This window comes from Actinocorallia sp. API 0066 (genome assembly GCF_020991275.1).
GTDB lineage: Bacteria > Actinomycetota > Actinomycetes > Streptosporangiales > Streptosporangiaceae > Actinocorallia.
Map to the genome: position 1 here is coordinate 63,894 of NZ_JAJLQY010000012.1, position 14,871 is coordinate 78,764.

The following is a 14,871-nucleotide window of genomic DNA, read 5'->3' on the forward strand; positions in this document are numbered from 1 at the left end:
AGATCCGTTTAGGGAATCATGTGACGTTCCAGAACTTCTCCGGAGGGGGTCGCATGCGACGCGGGGTCTTGGCCGTCGTGCTGCTGGCGGTGACGGCGGCGCAGGGATGCTCGGTCGTCGACGGGGTGCTCGGCAACCGCGCCGAGGTGTGCGAAGAGACACAGGAGGCGATCGACGGGTTCGCGGCGCAGCTGAAGACGCTGCCGCCGAACGACAACGCGGCGTGGGCGCAGGCGGCGACCGACTTCGCGACGCGGCTCGACGGCCTGGCGAAGAAGTCCGACGACGCGAAGTTGCGCGACACCCTCACCGGCCTCGCGACGTCATGGCGCGAGGCCGGACCCGGCCTCACCGACACGGGCGACGTCGCGAAGCTGACCGAACTCGTCCGCGACCAGCCCGCCAAGCTCGGCGCCGCCTGCGGCTGACCGGCCCGGTGCGGGTCGGCGGGACGGCCGGGGGGCCGTCCCGCCGTGACGCGTCAGGGGCCGCCCTGGCCGCCGTCCGGTGGCGCGCCGCCCTGGTCGGGTGGCGGGACGCCGCCGTCGTCCGGTGGGACGCCGCCGTCATCGGGGAGGTCGGGGCCGTCACCGGGCTGGCCGGGACCGCCCGGCTCGGGCTCCACGGGCGGCTCGACGGTGGGCTCGTCGGGGCCTTCCGGGCCGCTGGGGGACGGGCCGCTGGGCGAGGACGGGCCGTCCGGCTCGGGCGCGTAGTCGTAGTACGGCGTGTAGTCGTAGGTGACGGGGTCGGGGAACTCCTTCACCTCCATGCCCTGTGTCGCCTCCGCCATGAACTGGCGCCAGACCATCGCGGGCAGCACGCCGCCGTACGCCGAGTAGGGCGACAGGTTGAGCGACTTCGACATGTTCTTCGTCTGGAAGATCCCGACCGATGTGGAGATCTGGGGGATGTACCCGTTGAACCACACGGCGGCGCCGCCGTCCGTGGTGCCCGTCTTGCCCGCGGCGTCACGGTCGTACAGGCGGGCGGCGGTGGCGGTGCCGCTCCGGACGACCTGCTCCATCGCGTAGGTGGCGTCTGCGGCGGTGTCCTTGCTCATCACCCGGACGCCCTCGACCTTGATCTTCCGCTCGACGCCGCGCCGGTTGGTGATGGACTTGATGACGTGCGGCTTGTACCAGATGCCGGCGTTCGCGAACGCCGCGTACGCGCCCGCCTGCTGGGCCGGGCTCACGTCGGTGACGCCGAGCGGGAACGTCGCCGCCGTGTTCGCCCCGTTCGCGGTGAGCTGCGACCTGGGGATGCCGAGGCTCTCCGCCAGCTTCACGATCCTGTCGTTGCCGATGTCCTGGCCGAGCCGGACATAGGACGTGTTCGTGGAGTCGCGCGTCATCTGGACCAGGTTCAGGTTCCCGTAGCCGCGGCCCGAGGAGTTGCGGATCGGATGCCCGTTGACGACGAGCGGGGCGGCGCCGCTGTAGGTGTCGGTGAGCTTCACGCCGGACTCCAGCGCGGCGGCCAGCGCGAACGGCTTGAACCCGGAACCGGCCTGCGCGCGCAGGCCGAACGAGCTGCTCAGCTGCTCCTTCAGGAAGTCGCGGCCGCCGTAGAACGCCATCACCTCGCCGGTGCCCGGATCGACGGCCGTCAGCCCGACGCGCTGCTCCTTGGGCATGTCAGCGGGGACGTTGTCCTTGACGGCCTTGACGGCGGCGTCCATGAGCGGCTTGCGGAACGTGGTGACGACGCGCAGGCCGCCGAGCGCGAGGTCCTCGTCGTCGATGCCGCGCTGCTCGCGCAGCTCCTTCTTGGCGACGTTGACCATGTAGCCGATCTGGCCCCGGTAGATGTTCTTGTGCTCCTCCTTGACCGGGGTCGGGAACTTGAGCGCGCTCGCCTCCGCCTGGGTGAGGTTGCCCGCGTCGACCATGCCGTTGACGACGTAGCGCCAGCGCGACTCCAGGGAGGCGCGGTTCTCCTTGGTGACCTTGCTGAACGTGGACGGCTGCTGGATCGTCGCGGCGAGGTAGGCGCCCTGGGCCGGGTCGAGGTCCTTGGCGTCCACCTTGAAGTACGTCTGGGCGGCGGCCTGTATGCCGTAGCTCTGGCGGCCGAAGTAGATGGTGTTGAGGTACTGCTCCATGATCCAGTCCTTGTCCTTGGACTGGCTCACCTTCAGCGACACCATCACCTCCTTCAGCTTCCGGAACAGGGAGCGCTCCTGGCTGAGGCCGCTGTAGTAGTTGCGGACCATCTGCTGGGTGATGGTGGAGCCGCCCTGCACCTGCTGGCCCGAGACGGTCGACCAGAAGGCGCGGAACGTGCCCGAGACCGAGATGCCGGGGTCGGTGTAGAAGCTCCGGTTCTCGGCGGAGATGACCGCTTCCTTGACGGACGGGGACACCGCGGCCAGGTCGACCGGACGCCGGTTGGTGCCCTCCTCGACGATGACCGTCTTGCCGTCCGCGTAGTAGAAGATGTTGAGCTGCTCGCGCGCGCTGAGCTGCTGGCTCTCCGGGATCGGGGTGAGCACGTAGGCGATCGCGAACAGGATGACGCCGATACCGAGCACCCCGAGCACGCCGTAGGCGAGCCGCCTGATCAGCCTGCCCCGGCGCCGCTTCAGGCCGGGCTGCCGCGACGCCGTCGAAGGCTCCGGCTTCCCTGACGCGCCCTCGCCCGCCTTGCCAGCCCCGGCCGAGCCGGACGCCGCGCCGATGGCCGCGAGATCCGGCAGCGCCTCGACCCGCGTCGTCGCCGCGGGCTCCAGCACCGGCAGCGCCTCCACCCGCGTGGTCTCCGCCGACGTCTCCCCGACTTCATCGGCGTCCGCGTCGAGCCGTGTGGTTTCGTCCGTCTCGACGAGCGCGCCGGTGTCGAGCCGCGTGGCGTCGTCGGGCACGTCGGCTTCGAGGCGCGCGGTGTCATCGAGCGGGGCGTCCGTGTCGAGCCGTGCGGTTTCGTCTGCTTCGGCGGATGCGTCGGCTTCGGGCGGCGTGGTGTCGTCGGCTTCGACGGGAGTGTCGGCGTCGCGGGCGTCGCGGTCGTCGGGTGTGTTCTCGTCGTCCGGGTCGAGGGGGGTTTCCGTGGCTTCGGTGGGGGTGGGGGTGGGGGTGACCTGCTCGGCGGGGGTGGGCAGGTCGACGGGGTCGGTGGCCGCCTCGGGAGGCTCGGGGGTCTCCGGGGTGGCCGGTTCTCGCTGGTCCGCGGGTGGTTCCGGCGGGGACCCCTCCCCCCGCGCCGTTTCCCGCGGTTCATCGCCATTCTCGCTCAAGATGCCCCCGTTACCCTTCCGTTACGCATGACGATACCGGAGCGCGGGTCCGCCCGGACGCGGGCCCCACGCGCCCTGTGGATAAGTCTGAGGTGCTGCCGGAGAATGCCGAAAGCGGCCGATCCCCACCCGAAGGGGACCGACCGCTCCTCGCTCAGACGGCGGCGAGCACGTCCACGACGAACACCAGGGTGTCGCCCTTCTCGATGCCCGCGTCCTTGTTCCCGTCCTTGTAGCCGTCCTCGGAGGGGATGACGAGCAGCAGGCGGCTGCCGGCCTTGACGCCGACGAGCGCCTTGTCCCACCCGGCGATGACCTGGCCCTCGCCGATCTTGAAGCTGGCGGGCTGGCCGTTGGCCCAGCTGGAGTCGAACTCCTTGCCGGTGCGCCAGACCTTGCCCGAGTAGTTCGTGACGAGTGTCTGGCCCTTCTGCGAGACCGGCCCGGTGCCCTCGATGAGCGTCTTGACGACGAGCTCCTTGGGCGGGTCGTTCTTGGGGATGTCGAACGTCGGGGCGTCCGTCGCCTCCTTGCCGGGGTTGACCTTCGGCAGGGACTTGTCGTCCTGGGCGAGGTGCTCGCCGGTCACCTGGTACTGCTTGCTGACGACGTCGAGGATGAACACGACGTTGTCGTCCTTGGCGAGGTCGGTCTGCTCGGCGGTCTCGCCCAGCTCGCTGACGGGGATCGTCAGGAGGTAGCGGTCGCCGATCTTGGCGGACTTGATCGCGTCGTCGAGCCGCTTGAAGCCGCTGCCCTCGCCGCCGACGGGCAGCGTGGTGGGGCCGCCCTCGGCGTAGCTGCTGTTCTTCTCCTCGTGCTCCTTGGCCCCGGTCCACTGGTAGGTCTCGAAGTTGACGTAGGCGGTGTCGCCGTCCTTGAGCGCCTCGCCGTCGCCGGAGATCAGCTTCTCGGTGCGGCCCTTGGTGTAGGGCTCGACCTCGGGCCAGGAGACGTTCGGGTCCTTGTTGAAGGCGCCGGTGACGGTGAAGTTCTCCTCCGGCCGGGTGAGGGTCCAGGCGCCGCCCGCGACGCCGGCGATGACGGCCAGCACGAGGAGGCCGACGCCGGTCTGCCGGATCCGCTGCTTGCGCAGTTCCGCCTTGTTGGCCGGACGCTTCAACGACCCCTTGCCCCGGTTGATGCCGTGCGGGGTGAAGCTGGTCCGGCTGATGTCCCGGGCGTCCGGCAGCTTCACGCTGGGGGTCTTGTCACTGTCCGACATGGTCCTCAGATCTCCGGTCGACGTCAGGCGTGGGGGGCGGGGCCACACTCTTCCAGCTCCACCCTAAGGACGGAGTGAAATCACCTCAAAATACCGGCACCCCGGCCCTGCCCCCACCAATGCGAGCCCACCTTCCCACGCTCCGGCGCTTTCCGTCTCTCCCGGCAGCCCCTGGGCCGCCGCACGTGTCCCGGATCTCCCACGGGTCCCGGCAAGGCGCCGGATTTCCTTGGGATCTCCCGGGTTGGGTGGGGGCGGGAGGCGTTTCTTGGGGGTCTTGTTGGCCATCTTGGCCATGCGGGGTGTCTCCGTCTGATAACGAGGTTGACGGCCCGCTCTACACTCAGGGATGATCGGTCGCCATCGGCTGACCTGCGGATCCTTTGCTGTCCCGCCCGTGGGCGGGGGCACGGATTCGGAGGGTCGGCGGGAAGTTGCAGGTAGACGACTTGATCTTGCGCCCATAGCTCAGCTGGATAGAGCAACGGACTTCTAATCCGTCGGCCGGGGGTTCGAATCCCTCTGGGCGCGCAGTTCTCGGGGCACCACCACCACAGATCCGGAACCGGTGGATCTTCACTGGCTGGCGTCATGTCCGAAAACCGCCAGTCAACGCGTCCGGCATCGCGCAGACTGAAGGGGTGACGCAGACAGAGGAGGCCCGCTACCAGGCGGTGCGCGGCCGTGACGCGAGGTTCGACGGCGAGTTCTTCTTCGCCGTGCGGACGACCGGCGTCTACTGCCGCCCGTCCTGTCCGTCGCGGCCTCCCCGGCGGGAGAACGTCGTCTTCTATCCGAGCGCGGCAGCCGCGCAGGCGGGCGGCTTCAGGGCGTGCCGCCGGTGCCGTCCGGACGCGGTGCCGGGCTCGGCGGCCTGGCAGGCGCGGGCCGACGCGTCGGCGCGGGCGATGCGGCTGATCGGCGACGGCGCGGTGGACAGGGACGGCGTCGCGGGGCTCGCGGCCCGCCTGGGGTACAGCCCGCGCCAGCTCCAGCGGCTGCTCGTGGCCGAGGTAGGGGCGGGCCCGCTCGCCCTGGCCAGGGCGCAGCGCGCGCACAGCGCCAGGATCCTGCTCCAGACGACGACGCTGCCCGTGACGGACGTCGCGTTCGCGGCCGGGTTCGCCAGCGTGCGCCAGTTCAACGACACGGTCCGCGCGGTGTACGCGGCGACGCCCACCGAACTCCGTGCCTCGGGACGGAACCCTGTACGGGCGTCCTCCTCGGGCATCCCTCTGCGGCTCGCCTATCGCGGGCCCTACGCGGCCCGCCCTGTGTTCGACTTCCTGGCCGCCCGTGCCATCCCCGGCGTGGAGGAGATGGAGGGCGAGCCCGGGGCACGCCGCTACCGCAGGACGCTCGCGCTACCGGGCGGTCCTGGGCTCGTCGCCGTCAGGGAGCCGTCGGGGGAGCGCGGGTGGCTGGAGTGCACGGTGACGCTCGCTGATCTGCGTGACCTGGCGGCGGCCACCCAGCGCGTTCGGAGGCTGTTCGACCTGGACGCCGATCCCTACGCCGTCGCCGAGACGCTGTCGGGTGATCCCGTCCTGGGGCCGTTGGTGGAGGCCGTCCCAGGGGTGCGGGCCCCGGGCGCCGCCGATCCCGAGGAGTTGGCGTTCCGCGCGGTGCTCGGCCAGCAGGTCACCGTGGCGGCGGCGCGCACGCTCGGCGGAAGGGTCGTCAGCGCCTTGGGGACACCGCTCCCCGAGCCTTCCGGCACGCTCACCCACCTGTTCCCGGAGGCTGCCGCGCTCGCCGAGTCTCCTTTGACGGGCTTGGGTATGCCCGCCTCCCGGCACGCCGCCCTGCACGCGTTGGCTACGGCGCTTTCCAGTGGCGAGATCCCTCTGGATCCGGGAGCCGACCGTGACGAGGCGGAGAAGGCGCTCCTGTCCGTCCGCGGCATCGGCGCCTGGACCGCCGCCTACATCCGCATGCGCGCGCTCGGCGACCCCGACGTGCTGCCGCCCGGCGACGTCGTGCTGCGCCGCGCGCTGGCCGCCGCGGGCGCGCCCGACCCCGTGGCCTGGGCGCCCTGGCGCAGCTACGCCACCCAGCTGCTGTGGCGCGCGCCCGCGCCCTCCCGAGAAAGGAACGGATCATGAGGATCCACACGATCGTGCCGAGCCCGCTGGGCGACCTCGTCCTCGTCGGCGCCGAGACGGGCGACGGCCTCGCCCTGGCGTCGCTGTCGCTGCCGGACCAGCCGAACGCGCCGGTCCCGGACGCGCGCGGCGACCGCCGTCCCGAACCCTTCGCCGCGCTCGTCGAACAGTTGGCCGCCTACTTCGCCGGAGACCTCAAGGAGTTCTCTTACGAGGCTGCCGTCTCCGGCACCCCCTTCCAACGCCAGGTGTGGACGGCCCTGGACGCCCTGCCCTACGGCGCCACTACGAGTTACGGGGAGCTGAACGCCGTCCTGGGCGGCTCGCCCGCGCGCGTGCGGGCGGTCGGTTCGGCGATCGGCAGGAACCCGTTGCTGATCCTGCGGCCCTGCCACCGGGTCGTCGGCTCCACCGGCGCGCTTACGGGCTACGCGGGCGGCCTCCCCGCCAAGCAGGCGCTCCTCACCCTGGAGGGCGCCCTGCCCTAGACCCGGCGAGGTGGGTAGGACCCCCTGAGGCGGCACAGGGAGAGGGGGACTGCCATGCGCGTGCTCGTCGCGGGGGCGACAGGGGTGATCGGGAGGCGGCTGGTGCCGCTGCTCGCGGGGACGGGCCACGAGGTGTTCGCGCTCGCGCGCACCCCGGACCCGGCGCCGCCCCCGGTGCGGCCGCTGGCCGTGGACGCGCTGGAGGCGGCCGACCTGCGCGCCGCCGTCCTGGAGGCCAAGCCGGACGCCGTGGTCAACCTGCTCACCGCGATCCCGCCGGTCATCGACCCGCGCCGGATGGAGCGGGCGTTCGCCCAGACGAACCGGCTGCGCACGGAGGCCACGGTGACGCTCCTGGAGGCGGCCCGCGACGCCGGGGCCTCCCGGATCGTCTGCGAGGGCCTGGCGTACGCCTACGACCCAGCGGGCGAGGGCCCGGCCGACGAGGACGCCCCGTTCTGGCACGACCCGCCCAAGCAGTTCGCCACCACACAGCGGGCCCTGGTCGAGCTGGAGGCGCTCACCCACGCCGCCGACGGCCTCGTCCTGCGCCTCGGCCATCTCTACGGGCCGGGCACTGCTTACAGCCCTCTGGGCCCGGATGAGCAGAGCCCTGACGGGTGGATCACCGGGCAGATCCGGGAGCGGAGGGTGCCGGTGGTGGGGGAGGGCACCGCGGTGTTCTCGTTCCTGCACGCCGACGACGCGGCGGCGGCCGTGGCGGCGGCGCTCACGACGGGCGTGACGGGCTCGCTGAACGTCGTCGACGACACGCCGACCCCGGTCGCCGAGTGGCTGCCCGCGCTGGCGGAGCTGCTCGGGGCCGAGCCGCCGCACCGGGTGCCGACGCCGCTGGCCAGGCTCGTCACGGGCGCGTGGGGCGTCGCGTTCTTCACCCGGCTCAGGGGCGCCGACAACACGCGCGCGAAAGCCGAACTGTCGTGGCGGCCGAAGTACGCGTCATGGAAGGAGGGCTTCGCGGCGGACCTCCAGGCGGCCGTCCGGCCTTAGCGCTCGGGCCGCCACTCCTCGGCGAGCATCGCGTACATGTAGGAGTCCATCAGTTCGCCGGACGTGTGCAGGGCGTCCTTCAGCGAGTGCTGTTCGCGGCGCATGCCGAGCCGCTCCATGAGCCGCCAGGACGGCGTGTTGCCGGTGAAGCAGACAGCGGTGACCCGGTGCAGGCGTGGGTCGGCGAACGCGATACGGAGCAGCTCCCGGGCGCTCTCGGAAGCGAACCCGTTGCCCTGCGCGGACGGCGCCAGCGCCCAGCCGATCTCGGCCTGCCGGGGCACCCCGCCGGGCGGCGCGGGCGGCTGCGTCCAGAGGTCGTCCACCCGCAGCATGAGGTCCCCGATGATCGTCCCCTCGTGTTCGACGATGAGGGTGGCGGCGAGCCTCGCCGGGTCGGAGTACTTGGCCAGGTACGAGGTGAAGTCGGCGTCGCCGCCCGACAGCCACCAGCGGATCTCGGGCAGCCGCCGGTACCGCCGCCAGGTCGGTTCGGCGTCCGCCGGGACGGCGGGGCGCAGGACGAGGCGGTCGGTCCTCCTGGGCCAGGGCAGGTCGGCGAGAATCGGGGCCATCAGCCCATGATTCCGCATTGTGGACGGGCCAACGCCGCCCGGATCAGCCGGGGAACAGCACACCGGGGTTGAGGACGCCCGTGGGGTCCAGCGCGGCCTTGACGGCGCGCAGGGCGGCCCGGGAGGCGGCGTCGCGGGTGAGCGGCAGGTAGGCGGCCTTGGCGCGCCCCACGCCGTGCTCGGCGCTGATCGTGCCGCCCAGCTCCGCCACCCGCCCCAGCACGGCGGCCGTCGGATCGTCGGCGCCGCCCAGCAGGTTGACGTGCACGTTGGCCTCGGCCAGATGCCCGAACAGGTAGGGGGTGGCGTCTCCGGCCAGGGCTGGCAGCTCGGCCAGGAAGGCGGGCAGCACCGCCAGCGGCACCCCGACGTCCAGCTTGCGCGCCGCGCCCCCGACCCGCGTGGACTCGGCGCGGATGGCCTCCGCGTGCGCCTCCCGGTAGGTGAACAGCCGGTGCCGGTCGGCGGAGTCGCCCGCAAGGACGGCCTCAGGAGCGTCCACGTCCGCCAACGCCTCATGCAGGTCAGCCGAGGGGTCGTGTGTCGCGGCGCACTCCACCAGGACGTAGAAGGCGTGCCCGTCCCGCGTGGGCGCAGGCAGCCCCGTGTGACGCCGCACGAGGGCGAGCCCCGCAGGGAGGAAGAACTCGGCCGACTCCAGGGACGCCACCTCCCGCAGCCGGGCGAGGGCGGCCAGGGCGGCGTCCGCGCTAGGCAGCCCCAGCAGGGCCGTCGCCCGGTAGGGCAGCAGAGGCACCAGCTTCAGGCGGGCCGCCGTGATGACGCCCAAGGTGCCCTCGCTGGCGGCGAAGGGAAGGTCGAACCCCGTGTTGTCCTTGGGCAGGCCGTCGAGGCGGGACACCACGGACCCGTCGGCGAGCACCGCCTCCACCCCGACGACGTTGGCCTTGGTCGTCCCGTACCTGAGCACCTTCTCGCCGCCCGCGTTGGTGGCGATCATGCCGCCGACCGTCGCGGAGTCGCGGGCCGCGAGATCGACGCCGAAGTCCAGCCCGGCCGCCCGCGCGTGCCTCTGCAGCGCGGCGAGGGTGACCCCGGCCCCGGCCGTCACCTGCTGGGCCGCCCGGTCGACGGGCCCGAGCGCGGCGAGCCGCCGCAGCGAGAGCACGACGCCGCCGTCCACCGGCACGCCCCCGCCGACGAGCCCTGTGTTGCCGCCCTGGGGCACGACGGGAACGCCCTCGTCCGCGCAGATCCGCAGCACCTCGGCCACCTCGGCCGTCGATCCGGGCCGCGCGACGAGCAGGGCGCGCCCGCGCCAGGCCCCCGTGAAGTCCACCTCGTACCCCGCCGTGACGGAGGGGTCGGTCACCACCTGGGTCGCCTGGGAGAGCCGGTCCGCGAGCATGGCTCCGATTGTCGTGCATTACCGTCATGGCTTGTGGTGAGCACGGGTGTGACGGCGCGGGCGGCGGGACTGCTGCTCGGCGCGGGCCTCGACGCGCTCCTCGGCGACCCCCGGCGCGGCCATCCCGTCGCGGGCTTCGGCAGGGCGGCGGCGGGCCTGGAGCGGGCGGTCTACGCCGACGACAGGGCGCGCGGCGTCCTGTTCACGGGAGCTTGTGTTGGCGGGGCGCTGGCGTTGGGCGCGCTCGCGGAGCGGGCGGGCCGGGGCCGTCCCGTGGTCCGCTGCCTGACGACGGCGGCGGCGACCTGGACGGTCCTGGGCGGCGCCTCCCTGGCCCGCGAGGGCGAGATCATGGCACGGCACCTGGAATCGGGCCAGGTGGGCGCGGCAAGGGTGCGGCTGTCCCATCTGTGCGCGCGCGACCCCTCGACCCTGGACGACAAGGGCCTGGCCCGCGCCACGGTCGAGTCCCTTGCGGAGAACACCGGTGATGCCGTGGTGTCCCCCCTGTTCTGGGGCGCCGTGGCGGGCGTCCCCGGGCTGCTCGCCTACCGTGCCGTGAACACGCTCGACGCGATGGTCGGCTACCGCAGCCCCAGGTACGTGAACTTCGGGTGGGCCTCGGCCCGCCTGGACGACGCCGCCAACTGGATCCCGGCACGGCTCACCGGCGCGCTGACCGTGCTCGCCGCGCCCGTCACCGGCCGGGCCGGGGCCGTCGCGGACGCCTGGCGGGTCCTGCGCCGCGACGGGGCCCACCACCCCAGCCCGAACGCCGGACGCTGCGAGGCGGCCGCTGCGGGCGCGCTGGGCGTCTCCCTGGGCGGCGCCAACACCTACGGCGACACGGTCGAGGCGCGGCCCGTGCTCGGCGACGGCCCCGTGCCCGACATCCCGGACATCAGGCGCGCGGTCCGGCTGACCCGCGCGGTGTCCGGCGCCGCCGTCGCCGCCGGGGTGCTGCTCGCGCTCGGCCTCGGCGCGGCCCGGAAGGGCCCTAGGTGAGGGGCGGGCTGCTCGTCGCCGGGACCACGTCGGACGCGGGCAAGAGCGTCGTCGTCGCGGGGATCTGCCGCTGGCTGCGCCGACGCGGCGTGCGGGTCGCGCCGTTCAAGGCGCAGAACATGTCGCTGAACTCGATGGTCACCGCCGACGGCGCGGAGATCGGCCGCGCCCAGGTGATGCAGGCGCAGGCCGCCGGGATCGAGCCGACCGCGCACCTGAACCCGATCCTCCTGAAGCCCGGAAGCGACCGCCGCAGCCAGGTCGTCCTGCGCGGCCGTCCTATCGGCGACGTGGACGCGCTGGAGTACTACGCGTTCAAGGACCGGCTCAGGGACGCCGCACTGGAGAGCTACGAAGAGCTGCGCGCCGCCTACGACGTCGTGATCTGTGAGGGCGCGGGCAGCCCCACCGAGATCAACCTCCGCAAGGGCGACATCGCGAACATGGGTCTGGCCCGCGCCGCGAACCTGCCGGTGCTCGTCGTCGGGGACATCGACCGGGGCGGGGTGTTCGCGTCCCTGTACGGGACCGTCGCGCTGCTGGAACCGGCCGACCAGGCGCTGATCTCCGGGTTCGTCATCAACAAGTTCAGGGGCGCGCCCGAGCTGCTGGCCCCCGGCGTCGACCAGATCACCGCGCTCACCGGGCGCCCCACTCTGGGCGTCCTGCCCTGGCTGGACGGCCTATGGATCGACGTGGAGGACTCCCTGGGCCTCGACGCCGCCAGACCCGCCACGGGCGCCCCGTACGGCGCGGAGTCCCTACGCGTCGCCGTCCTGCGCTTCCCGCGCGTCTCCAACTTCACCGACCTGGACGCGCTCGCCCTGGAGCCCGGCGTCTCGGTCAGGTTCGTCACCGGCCCCGGCGAGCTCGCCGACGCCGACCTGATCGTGCTGCCCGGAAGCCGCGCGACGGTCTCCGACCTCGCCTGGCTGCGCGCGCGCGGCTTCGCCGAAGCCCTGGCGACGGCCAAGGCGCCGATCCTGGGTGTCTGCGGCGGCTACCAGATGCTCGCCGAGACGATCGACGACCCCGTGGAGTCGAAGCAGGGCACCGTCCACGGGCTCGGCCTCCTGCCCACGTCCGTCCGGTTCGAGAAGGACAAGGTGCTCGCCCGTCCCAAAGGCGAGCACTACGGCTGCCGTGTGCGCGCTTACGAGATCCACCACGGCCGCGTCACCGTGCACGGAGGCGAACCCTTCCTGGACGGATGCAGGCAAGGACGTGTCTTCGGCACCACGTGGCACGGCGCCCTGGAGAACGACGCCTTCCGCCGCGCCTTCCTCGCCGACGTGGCGGCGCTCTCCGGCCGGAGGTTCGCGCCCGCCCCCGGCACGTCCTTCGCGGCGCTGCGCGAGGCCCAGTTGGACGCGCTCGGCGACCTCGTCGCCGACCACCTCGACGGGCCCGCGTTCGACGCCCTCGTCGCCTCCGGCGCCCCCGCCGGGCTGCCCGTGCTTCCGCCGGGCGGCGCCTCCCACCAGCCGCTATCGTGAGCGCGCGAACCCTGTTGCGAAGGACAGCCGATGACCGATCCCTATGACCTGATCGTCCCGATACCGGGGGCACGGGTTCCGGTGGACGTCCGGCTGGACTACCCGCCGCTGCCCGAGGACACCCCCGTCCGGGAGCCCTTCGCGGCCGGGCTGTACCTCTCGTACGGCATCGACCTCCCGCCCGGCGACGACGGCAGGCCCCGCTTCGACCCGCTCACCCCGCGCCGGATCGCCGACCTCGGGCTGCGCCCGGAGGCGCTGCGCGAGCGCGCCGCGGGCAACCTGCGCGCCCGCCGCCCCGACCTCGCGCTCAACTGGTTCCCCGACGTGCGCGCCGTGACGGTCACCGTAGGCGGCGACCTGGAGGCCGGGCTCCTCCTTGACGAGGCGTTCCTGGACAAGCTCGCGGGCGACGTGGACGGCGACCTCGTCGTCGGGGTGCCCGCCCGCGACGTGTTCACCGCCACCGGCTCCCGCGACGCCCAGGGCCTCGCCAAGCTCCGCTGGGTCGCCGACCGGGTGTGGGCCCGCGGCGACCACCTGCTGTCGCGCGGGCTGCTGCTCAGGGGCCGGGACGGCTGGACGGCGCTTCGGGCGTGAGCGCCAGCGCGCGCAGGCCGTCGTGGAACAGCCGGGTGTCCACCTCGCCGAACAGGGTCCGCTGCACCATGAACACGTGGATGAGGGCCACCAGCAGCCGCACGACGGAGGGCGCGTCCACCTCGCGGGTGATCATCCCGCCCCGCTGGTACAGCTCGACGTACCACAGCAGGGCCCGGGTGAACATCGTGTACGCGGCGTCCACCCGCTCGTCCAGGACCGACGCGCGCAGCGTCGCGCTCCACACCCGCAGCGCCAGCAGCGCGAAGCCGTCCTCGACGTGCGGGAACACCGCGACCGGCCGGGGCAGCGGGCCGAACGCCGCGGCGAACACCGCCGCGACCTCGCCCGCCGCGTCCTGCGCGAACGCCTCGACGAGCTCGTCCATGCCGGTGAAGTGCGCGGCGACCGCCGGGAACGGCACGTCCGCCTCGGAGGTGACGTCGCGCAGCGAGGTGGCGTGGCAGCCGTCGCGCAGGAAGCAGCGCCGCGCCGCCTCCAGGATCGCCCTACGCGCTTCCAAAGCGGGCTCCGCCGGGGGCGAGGAGGGCGGACGCGTGGTGTCGTGGGGGCTGTGGCGGACCATGCAGGTAGGTTTCCATACCGGTAGGTAGGCGGCACTAAAGTGCAGGTCGACAACACGTAGACTGCGGGAAAAGCGGGGCGGAGGTGACCCGGTGCCGTGCGGGCTGTGCGGGGACATCATCCCGCTGGAGGTGGTCAGGTGCCCGGCCTGCGGCGCGTGGTCGCGCCGCCGCGACTTCCGGGCGCTCGGCATCGGCCTGTTCATGCTGCTCGGCTTCAACGCCTTCCTCGCGATGGGCTCCTCGGTGAGCCTGCTGCGGCTGTCGTCCGAACTCGCCAGGACGACGGCGCTGTCCTACGACCCGGAGTCCGCCTCCGTCACGCTCCAGGGCTACCGTGACGTCTTCGTCGTCTCGCTGTGCCTCGCGGTGGTGACGAGCGTGCTGTTCCTCGCCTGGCTGTGGCAGGCGCACGGGCAGACGCTGCGCCCCGTCCGGCAGCGCCGCTGGTGGACGGTCGGCGCGTGGCTCGTGCCGGTCGGGAACCTGTGGCTGCCGCCCCGGCTCGTCCTGGACGTCTGGGTGGCCAGCGCCCGGTACACGCTGCCGCAGCGGCACGCCGTCACGCTCGTGGTGACGGCCTGGTGGTCGAACCTGCTCGCGGCGGTCGGCCTGGCCCAGCTGTTCCCCTCGATGCGCACCGGCTCGCTCGGCGACGCCGTGTTCGCCGTGCAGATCGGCACCGCCGCCGCCGCGACGATCGGCCTGGCGGCGACGCTCGCGATGGCCGTCGTCTTCCACGTGACGCTGCTCCAACTGCGGGTGCCGCCCGCCTGACGCCGCCCGCTCACCGCCAGACGCGCGACAGCGTCCAGGTGTCGGTGCCGGGCTCGCGGTGCAGGTCGTACACCCCGGCGTCGCGCCCCGGCGACGCCTCGACCCGCCAGAACTCGCGCACCGGGCCCTGCCCGGGGCCCGGCTCCCGCCACAGCTCGCGGCTGCCGATCCAGTGCCGCAGCACCCGCTGGACGACGAAGAGCCTGTCCCGCCAGACGAAGCGGCGGGGCAGGCCGTCCTGCCCGGTCCAGACGGTGACCGGCTCGACCTCGCTCATCGTTCGAAAACACTATCGAATACGGCCGGGTCGCGCCACACACCGCGCGGTAGGGGGCACGAGGGGTCCCGGGGTGCCGCCGCAGCACCGCCGCCCCCTTACCATGACGGCGGCTGACACT

14 protein-coding genes and 1 tRNA gene are annotated in these 14,871 nt (G+C 72.9%); 9 read left to right on the forward strand and 6 right to left on the reverse strand.

Going from position 1 to position 14,871, the window contains the following annotated elements:
- Positions 1 to 53: 53 nt before the first annotated feature.
- Positions 54 to 428 carry a hypothetical protein gene (locus tag LO762_RS26765; RefSeq protein WP_230618796.1) on the forward strand — a complete coding sequence of 125 codons (375 nt, stop codon included), beginning with the start codon at positions 54 to 56 and terminating at the stop codon, positions 426 to 428.
- Between the two features lie 53 nt (positions 429 to 481).
- Here the strand turns inward: LO762_RS26765 and LO762_RS26770 are convergent, their stop codons facing one another.
- Together LO762_RS26770 and LO762_RS26775 are read right to left on the reverse strand one after the other, a co-directional pair.
- Complete coding sequence (locus LO762_RS26770) at positions 482 to 3,238, reverse strand: transglycosylase domain-containing protein (RefSeq protein ID WP_230618797.1); 2,757 nt, start codon at positions 3,236 to 3,238, stop codon at positions 482 to 484.
- 154 nt (positions 3,239 to 3,392) lie between these two features.
- Positions 3,393 to 4,463 (reverse strand): FKBP-type peptidyl-prolyl cis-trans isomerase, encoded by a 1,071-nt coding sequence (locus LO762_RS26775; protein WP_230618798.1) that lies wholly within the window; start codon positions 4,461 to 4,463, stop codon positions 3,393 to 3,395.
- Between the two features lie 457 nt (positions 4,464 to 4,920).
- On the opposite strand from LO762_RS26775, the gene LO762_RS26780 reads away from it, so the two are divergent.
- The 4 genes from LO762_RS26780 to LO762_RS26795 all read left to right on the forward strand — a co-directional run bounded on the left by LO762_RS26780 (position 4,921) and on the right by LO762_RS26795 (position 8,067).
- Positions 4,921 to 4,994, forward strand: a tRNA-Arg gene (locus LO762_RS26780).
- A 110-nt stretch (positions 4,995 to 5,104) separates the two neighbouring features.
- Entirely contained in the window at positions 5,105 to 6,568 is a 1,464-nt protein-coding gene (locus LO762_RS26785) for a DNA-3-methyladenine glycosylase 2 family protein (RefSeq protein ID WP_230618799.1), read from the forward strand.
- Positions 6,565 to 7,056 (forward strand): methylated-DNA--[protein]-cysteine S-methyltransferase, encoded by a 492-nt coding sequence (locus LO762_RS26790; protein ID WP_230618800.1) that lies wholly within the window; start codon positions 6,565 to 6,567, stop codon positions 7,054 to 7,056. The genes LO762_RS26785 and LO762_RS26790 overlap by 4 nt, the downstream gene beginning before the upstream one ends.
- A gap of 54 nt (positions 7,057 to 7,110) precedes the next feature.
- Complete coding sequence (locus LO762_RS26795; protein WP_230618801.1) at positions 7,111 to 8,067, forward strand: NAD(P)-dependent oxidoreductase; 957 nt, start codon at positions 7,111 to 7,113, stop codon at positions 8,065 to 8,067.
- Here LO762_RS26795 and LO762_RS26800 read toward each other — a convergent pair.
- A complete protein-coding gene (locus LO762_RS26800) occupies positions 8,064 to 8,642 on the reverse strand; it encodes a GNAT family N-acetyltransferase (protein WP_230618802.1) in 579 nt (192 codons plus the stop codon). The genes LO762_RS26795 and LO762_RS26800 overlap by 4 nt on opposite strands.
- Before the next feature lie 43 nt (positions 8,643 to 8,685).
- A complete protein-coding gene (locus tag LO762_RS26805; protein WP_230618803.1) occupies positions 8,686 to 10,011 on the reverse strand; it encodes an FAD-binding oxidoreductase in 1,326 nt (441 codons plus the stop codon).
- A gap of 36 nt (positions 10,012 to 10,047) precedes the next feature.
- Here LO762_RS26805 and LO762_RS26810 point away from each other — a divergent pair, with 36 nt between their 5' ends.
- From LO762_RS26810 to LO762_RS26820, 3 genes are read left to right on the forward strand one after another with little or no spacing between them, the layout of a single operon-like run.
- Positions 10,048 to 11,016, forward strand: coding sequence for a cobalamin biosynthesis protein (locus LO762_RS26810; protein WP_374201601.1), 969 nt, complete (start codon positions 10,048 to 10,050; stop codon positions 11,014 to 11,016).
- The gene (locus tag LO762_RS26815; RefSeq protein ID WP_230618805.1) at positions 11,013 to 12,512 is read left to right on the forward strand and encodes a cobyric acid synthase; all 1,500 of its coding nucleotides are present in this window, start codon (positions 11,013 to 11,015) and stop codon (positions 12,510 to 12,512) included. Before LO762_RS26810 ends, LO762_RS26815 begins: the two co-directional genes overlap by 4 nt.
- Positions 12,513 to 12,542: 30 nt before the next feature.
- A complete protein-coding gene (locus LO762_RS26820; RefSeq protein ID WP_230618806.1) occupies positions 12,543 to 13,112 on the forward strand; it encodes a DUF1444 domain-containing protein in 570 nt (189 codons plus the stop codon).
- On the opposite strand, the gene LO762_RS26825 is transcribed toward LO762_RS26820, so the two are convergent.
- Positions 13,075 to 13,635, reverse strand: a complete 561-nt coding sequence (locus tag LO762_RS26825; RefSeq protein ID WP_230618807.1) for a TetR/AcrR family transcriptional regulator — start codon at positions 13,633 to 13,635, stop codon at positions 13,075 to 13,077. The two genes, LO762_RS26820 and LO762_RS26825, sit on opposite strands and share 38 nt — an antisense overlap.
- 154 nt (positions 13,636 to 13,789) lie before the next feature.
- Here LO762_RS26825 and LO762_RS26830 point away from each other — a divergent pair, with 154 nt between their 5' ends.
- Positions 13,790 to 14,473 carry a DUF4328 domain-containing protein gene (locus LO762_RS26830; RefSeq protein ID WP_230618808.1) on the forward strand — a complete coding sequence of 228 codons (684 nt, stop codon included), beginning with the start codon at positions 13,790 to 13,792 and terminating at the stop codon, positions 14,471 to 14,473.
- 10 nt (positions 14,474 to 14,483) lie between these two features.
- Here LO762_RS26830 and LO762_RS26835 read toward each other — a convergent pair whose 3' ends face one another.
- A complete protein-coding gene (locus LO762_RS26835; RefSeq protein WP_230618809.1) occupies positions 14,484 to 14,750 on the reverse strand; it encodes a DUF6504 family protein in 267 nt (88 codons plus the stop codon).
- Between the last annotated feature and the right edge of the window lie 121 nt (positions 14,751 to 14,871).

Bases quoted from the DNA above. Each gene is read 5' to 3' on its own strand.
- LO762_RS26835 (WP_230618809.1), bottom strand. From the start codon at position 14,750: ATGAGCGAGGTCGAGCCGGTCACCGTCTGGACCGGGCAGGACGGCCTG.
- LO762_RS26795 (WP_230618801.1), top strand. From the start codon at position 7,111: ATGCGCGTGCTCGTCGCGGGGGCGACAGGGGTGATCGGGAGGCGGCTG.
- LO762_RS26765 (WP_230618796.1), top strand. From the start codon at position 54: ATGCGACGCGGGGTCTTGGCCGTCGTGCTGCTGGCGGTGACGGCGGCG.
- LO762_RS26800 (WP_230618802.1), bottom strand. From the start codon at position 8,642: ATGGCCCCGATTCTCGCCGACCTGCCCTGGCCCAGGAGGACCGACCGC.
- LO762_RS26775 (WP_230618798.1), bottom strand. From the start codon at position 4,463: ATGTCGGACAGTGACAAGACCCCCAGCGTGAAGCTGCCGGACGCCCGG.
- LO762_RS26790 (WP_230618800.1), top strand. From the start codon at position 6,565: ATGAGGATCCACACGATCGTGCCGAGCCCGCTGGGCGACCTCGTCCTC.
- LO762_RS26820 (WP_230618806.1), top strand. From the start codon at position 12,543: ATGACCGATCCCTATGACCTGATCGTCCCGATACCGGGGGCACGGGTT.
- LO762_RS26805 (WP_230618803.1), bottom strand. From the start codon at position 10,011: ATGCTCGCGGACCGGCTCTCCCAGGCGACCCAGGTGGTGACCGACCCC.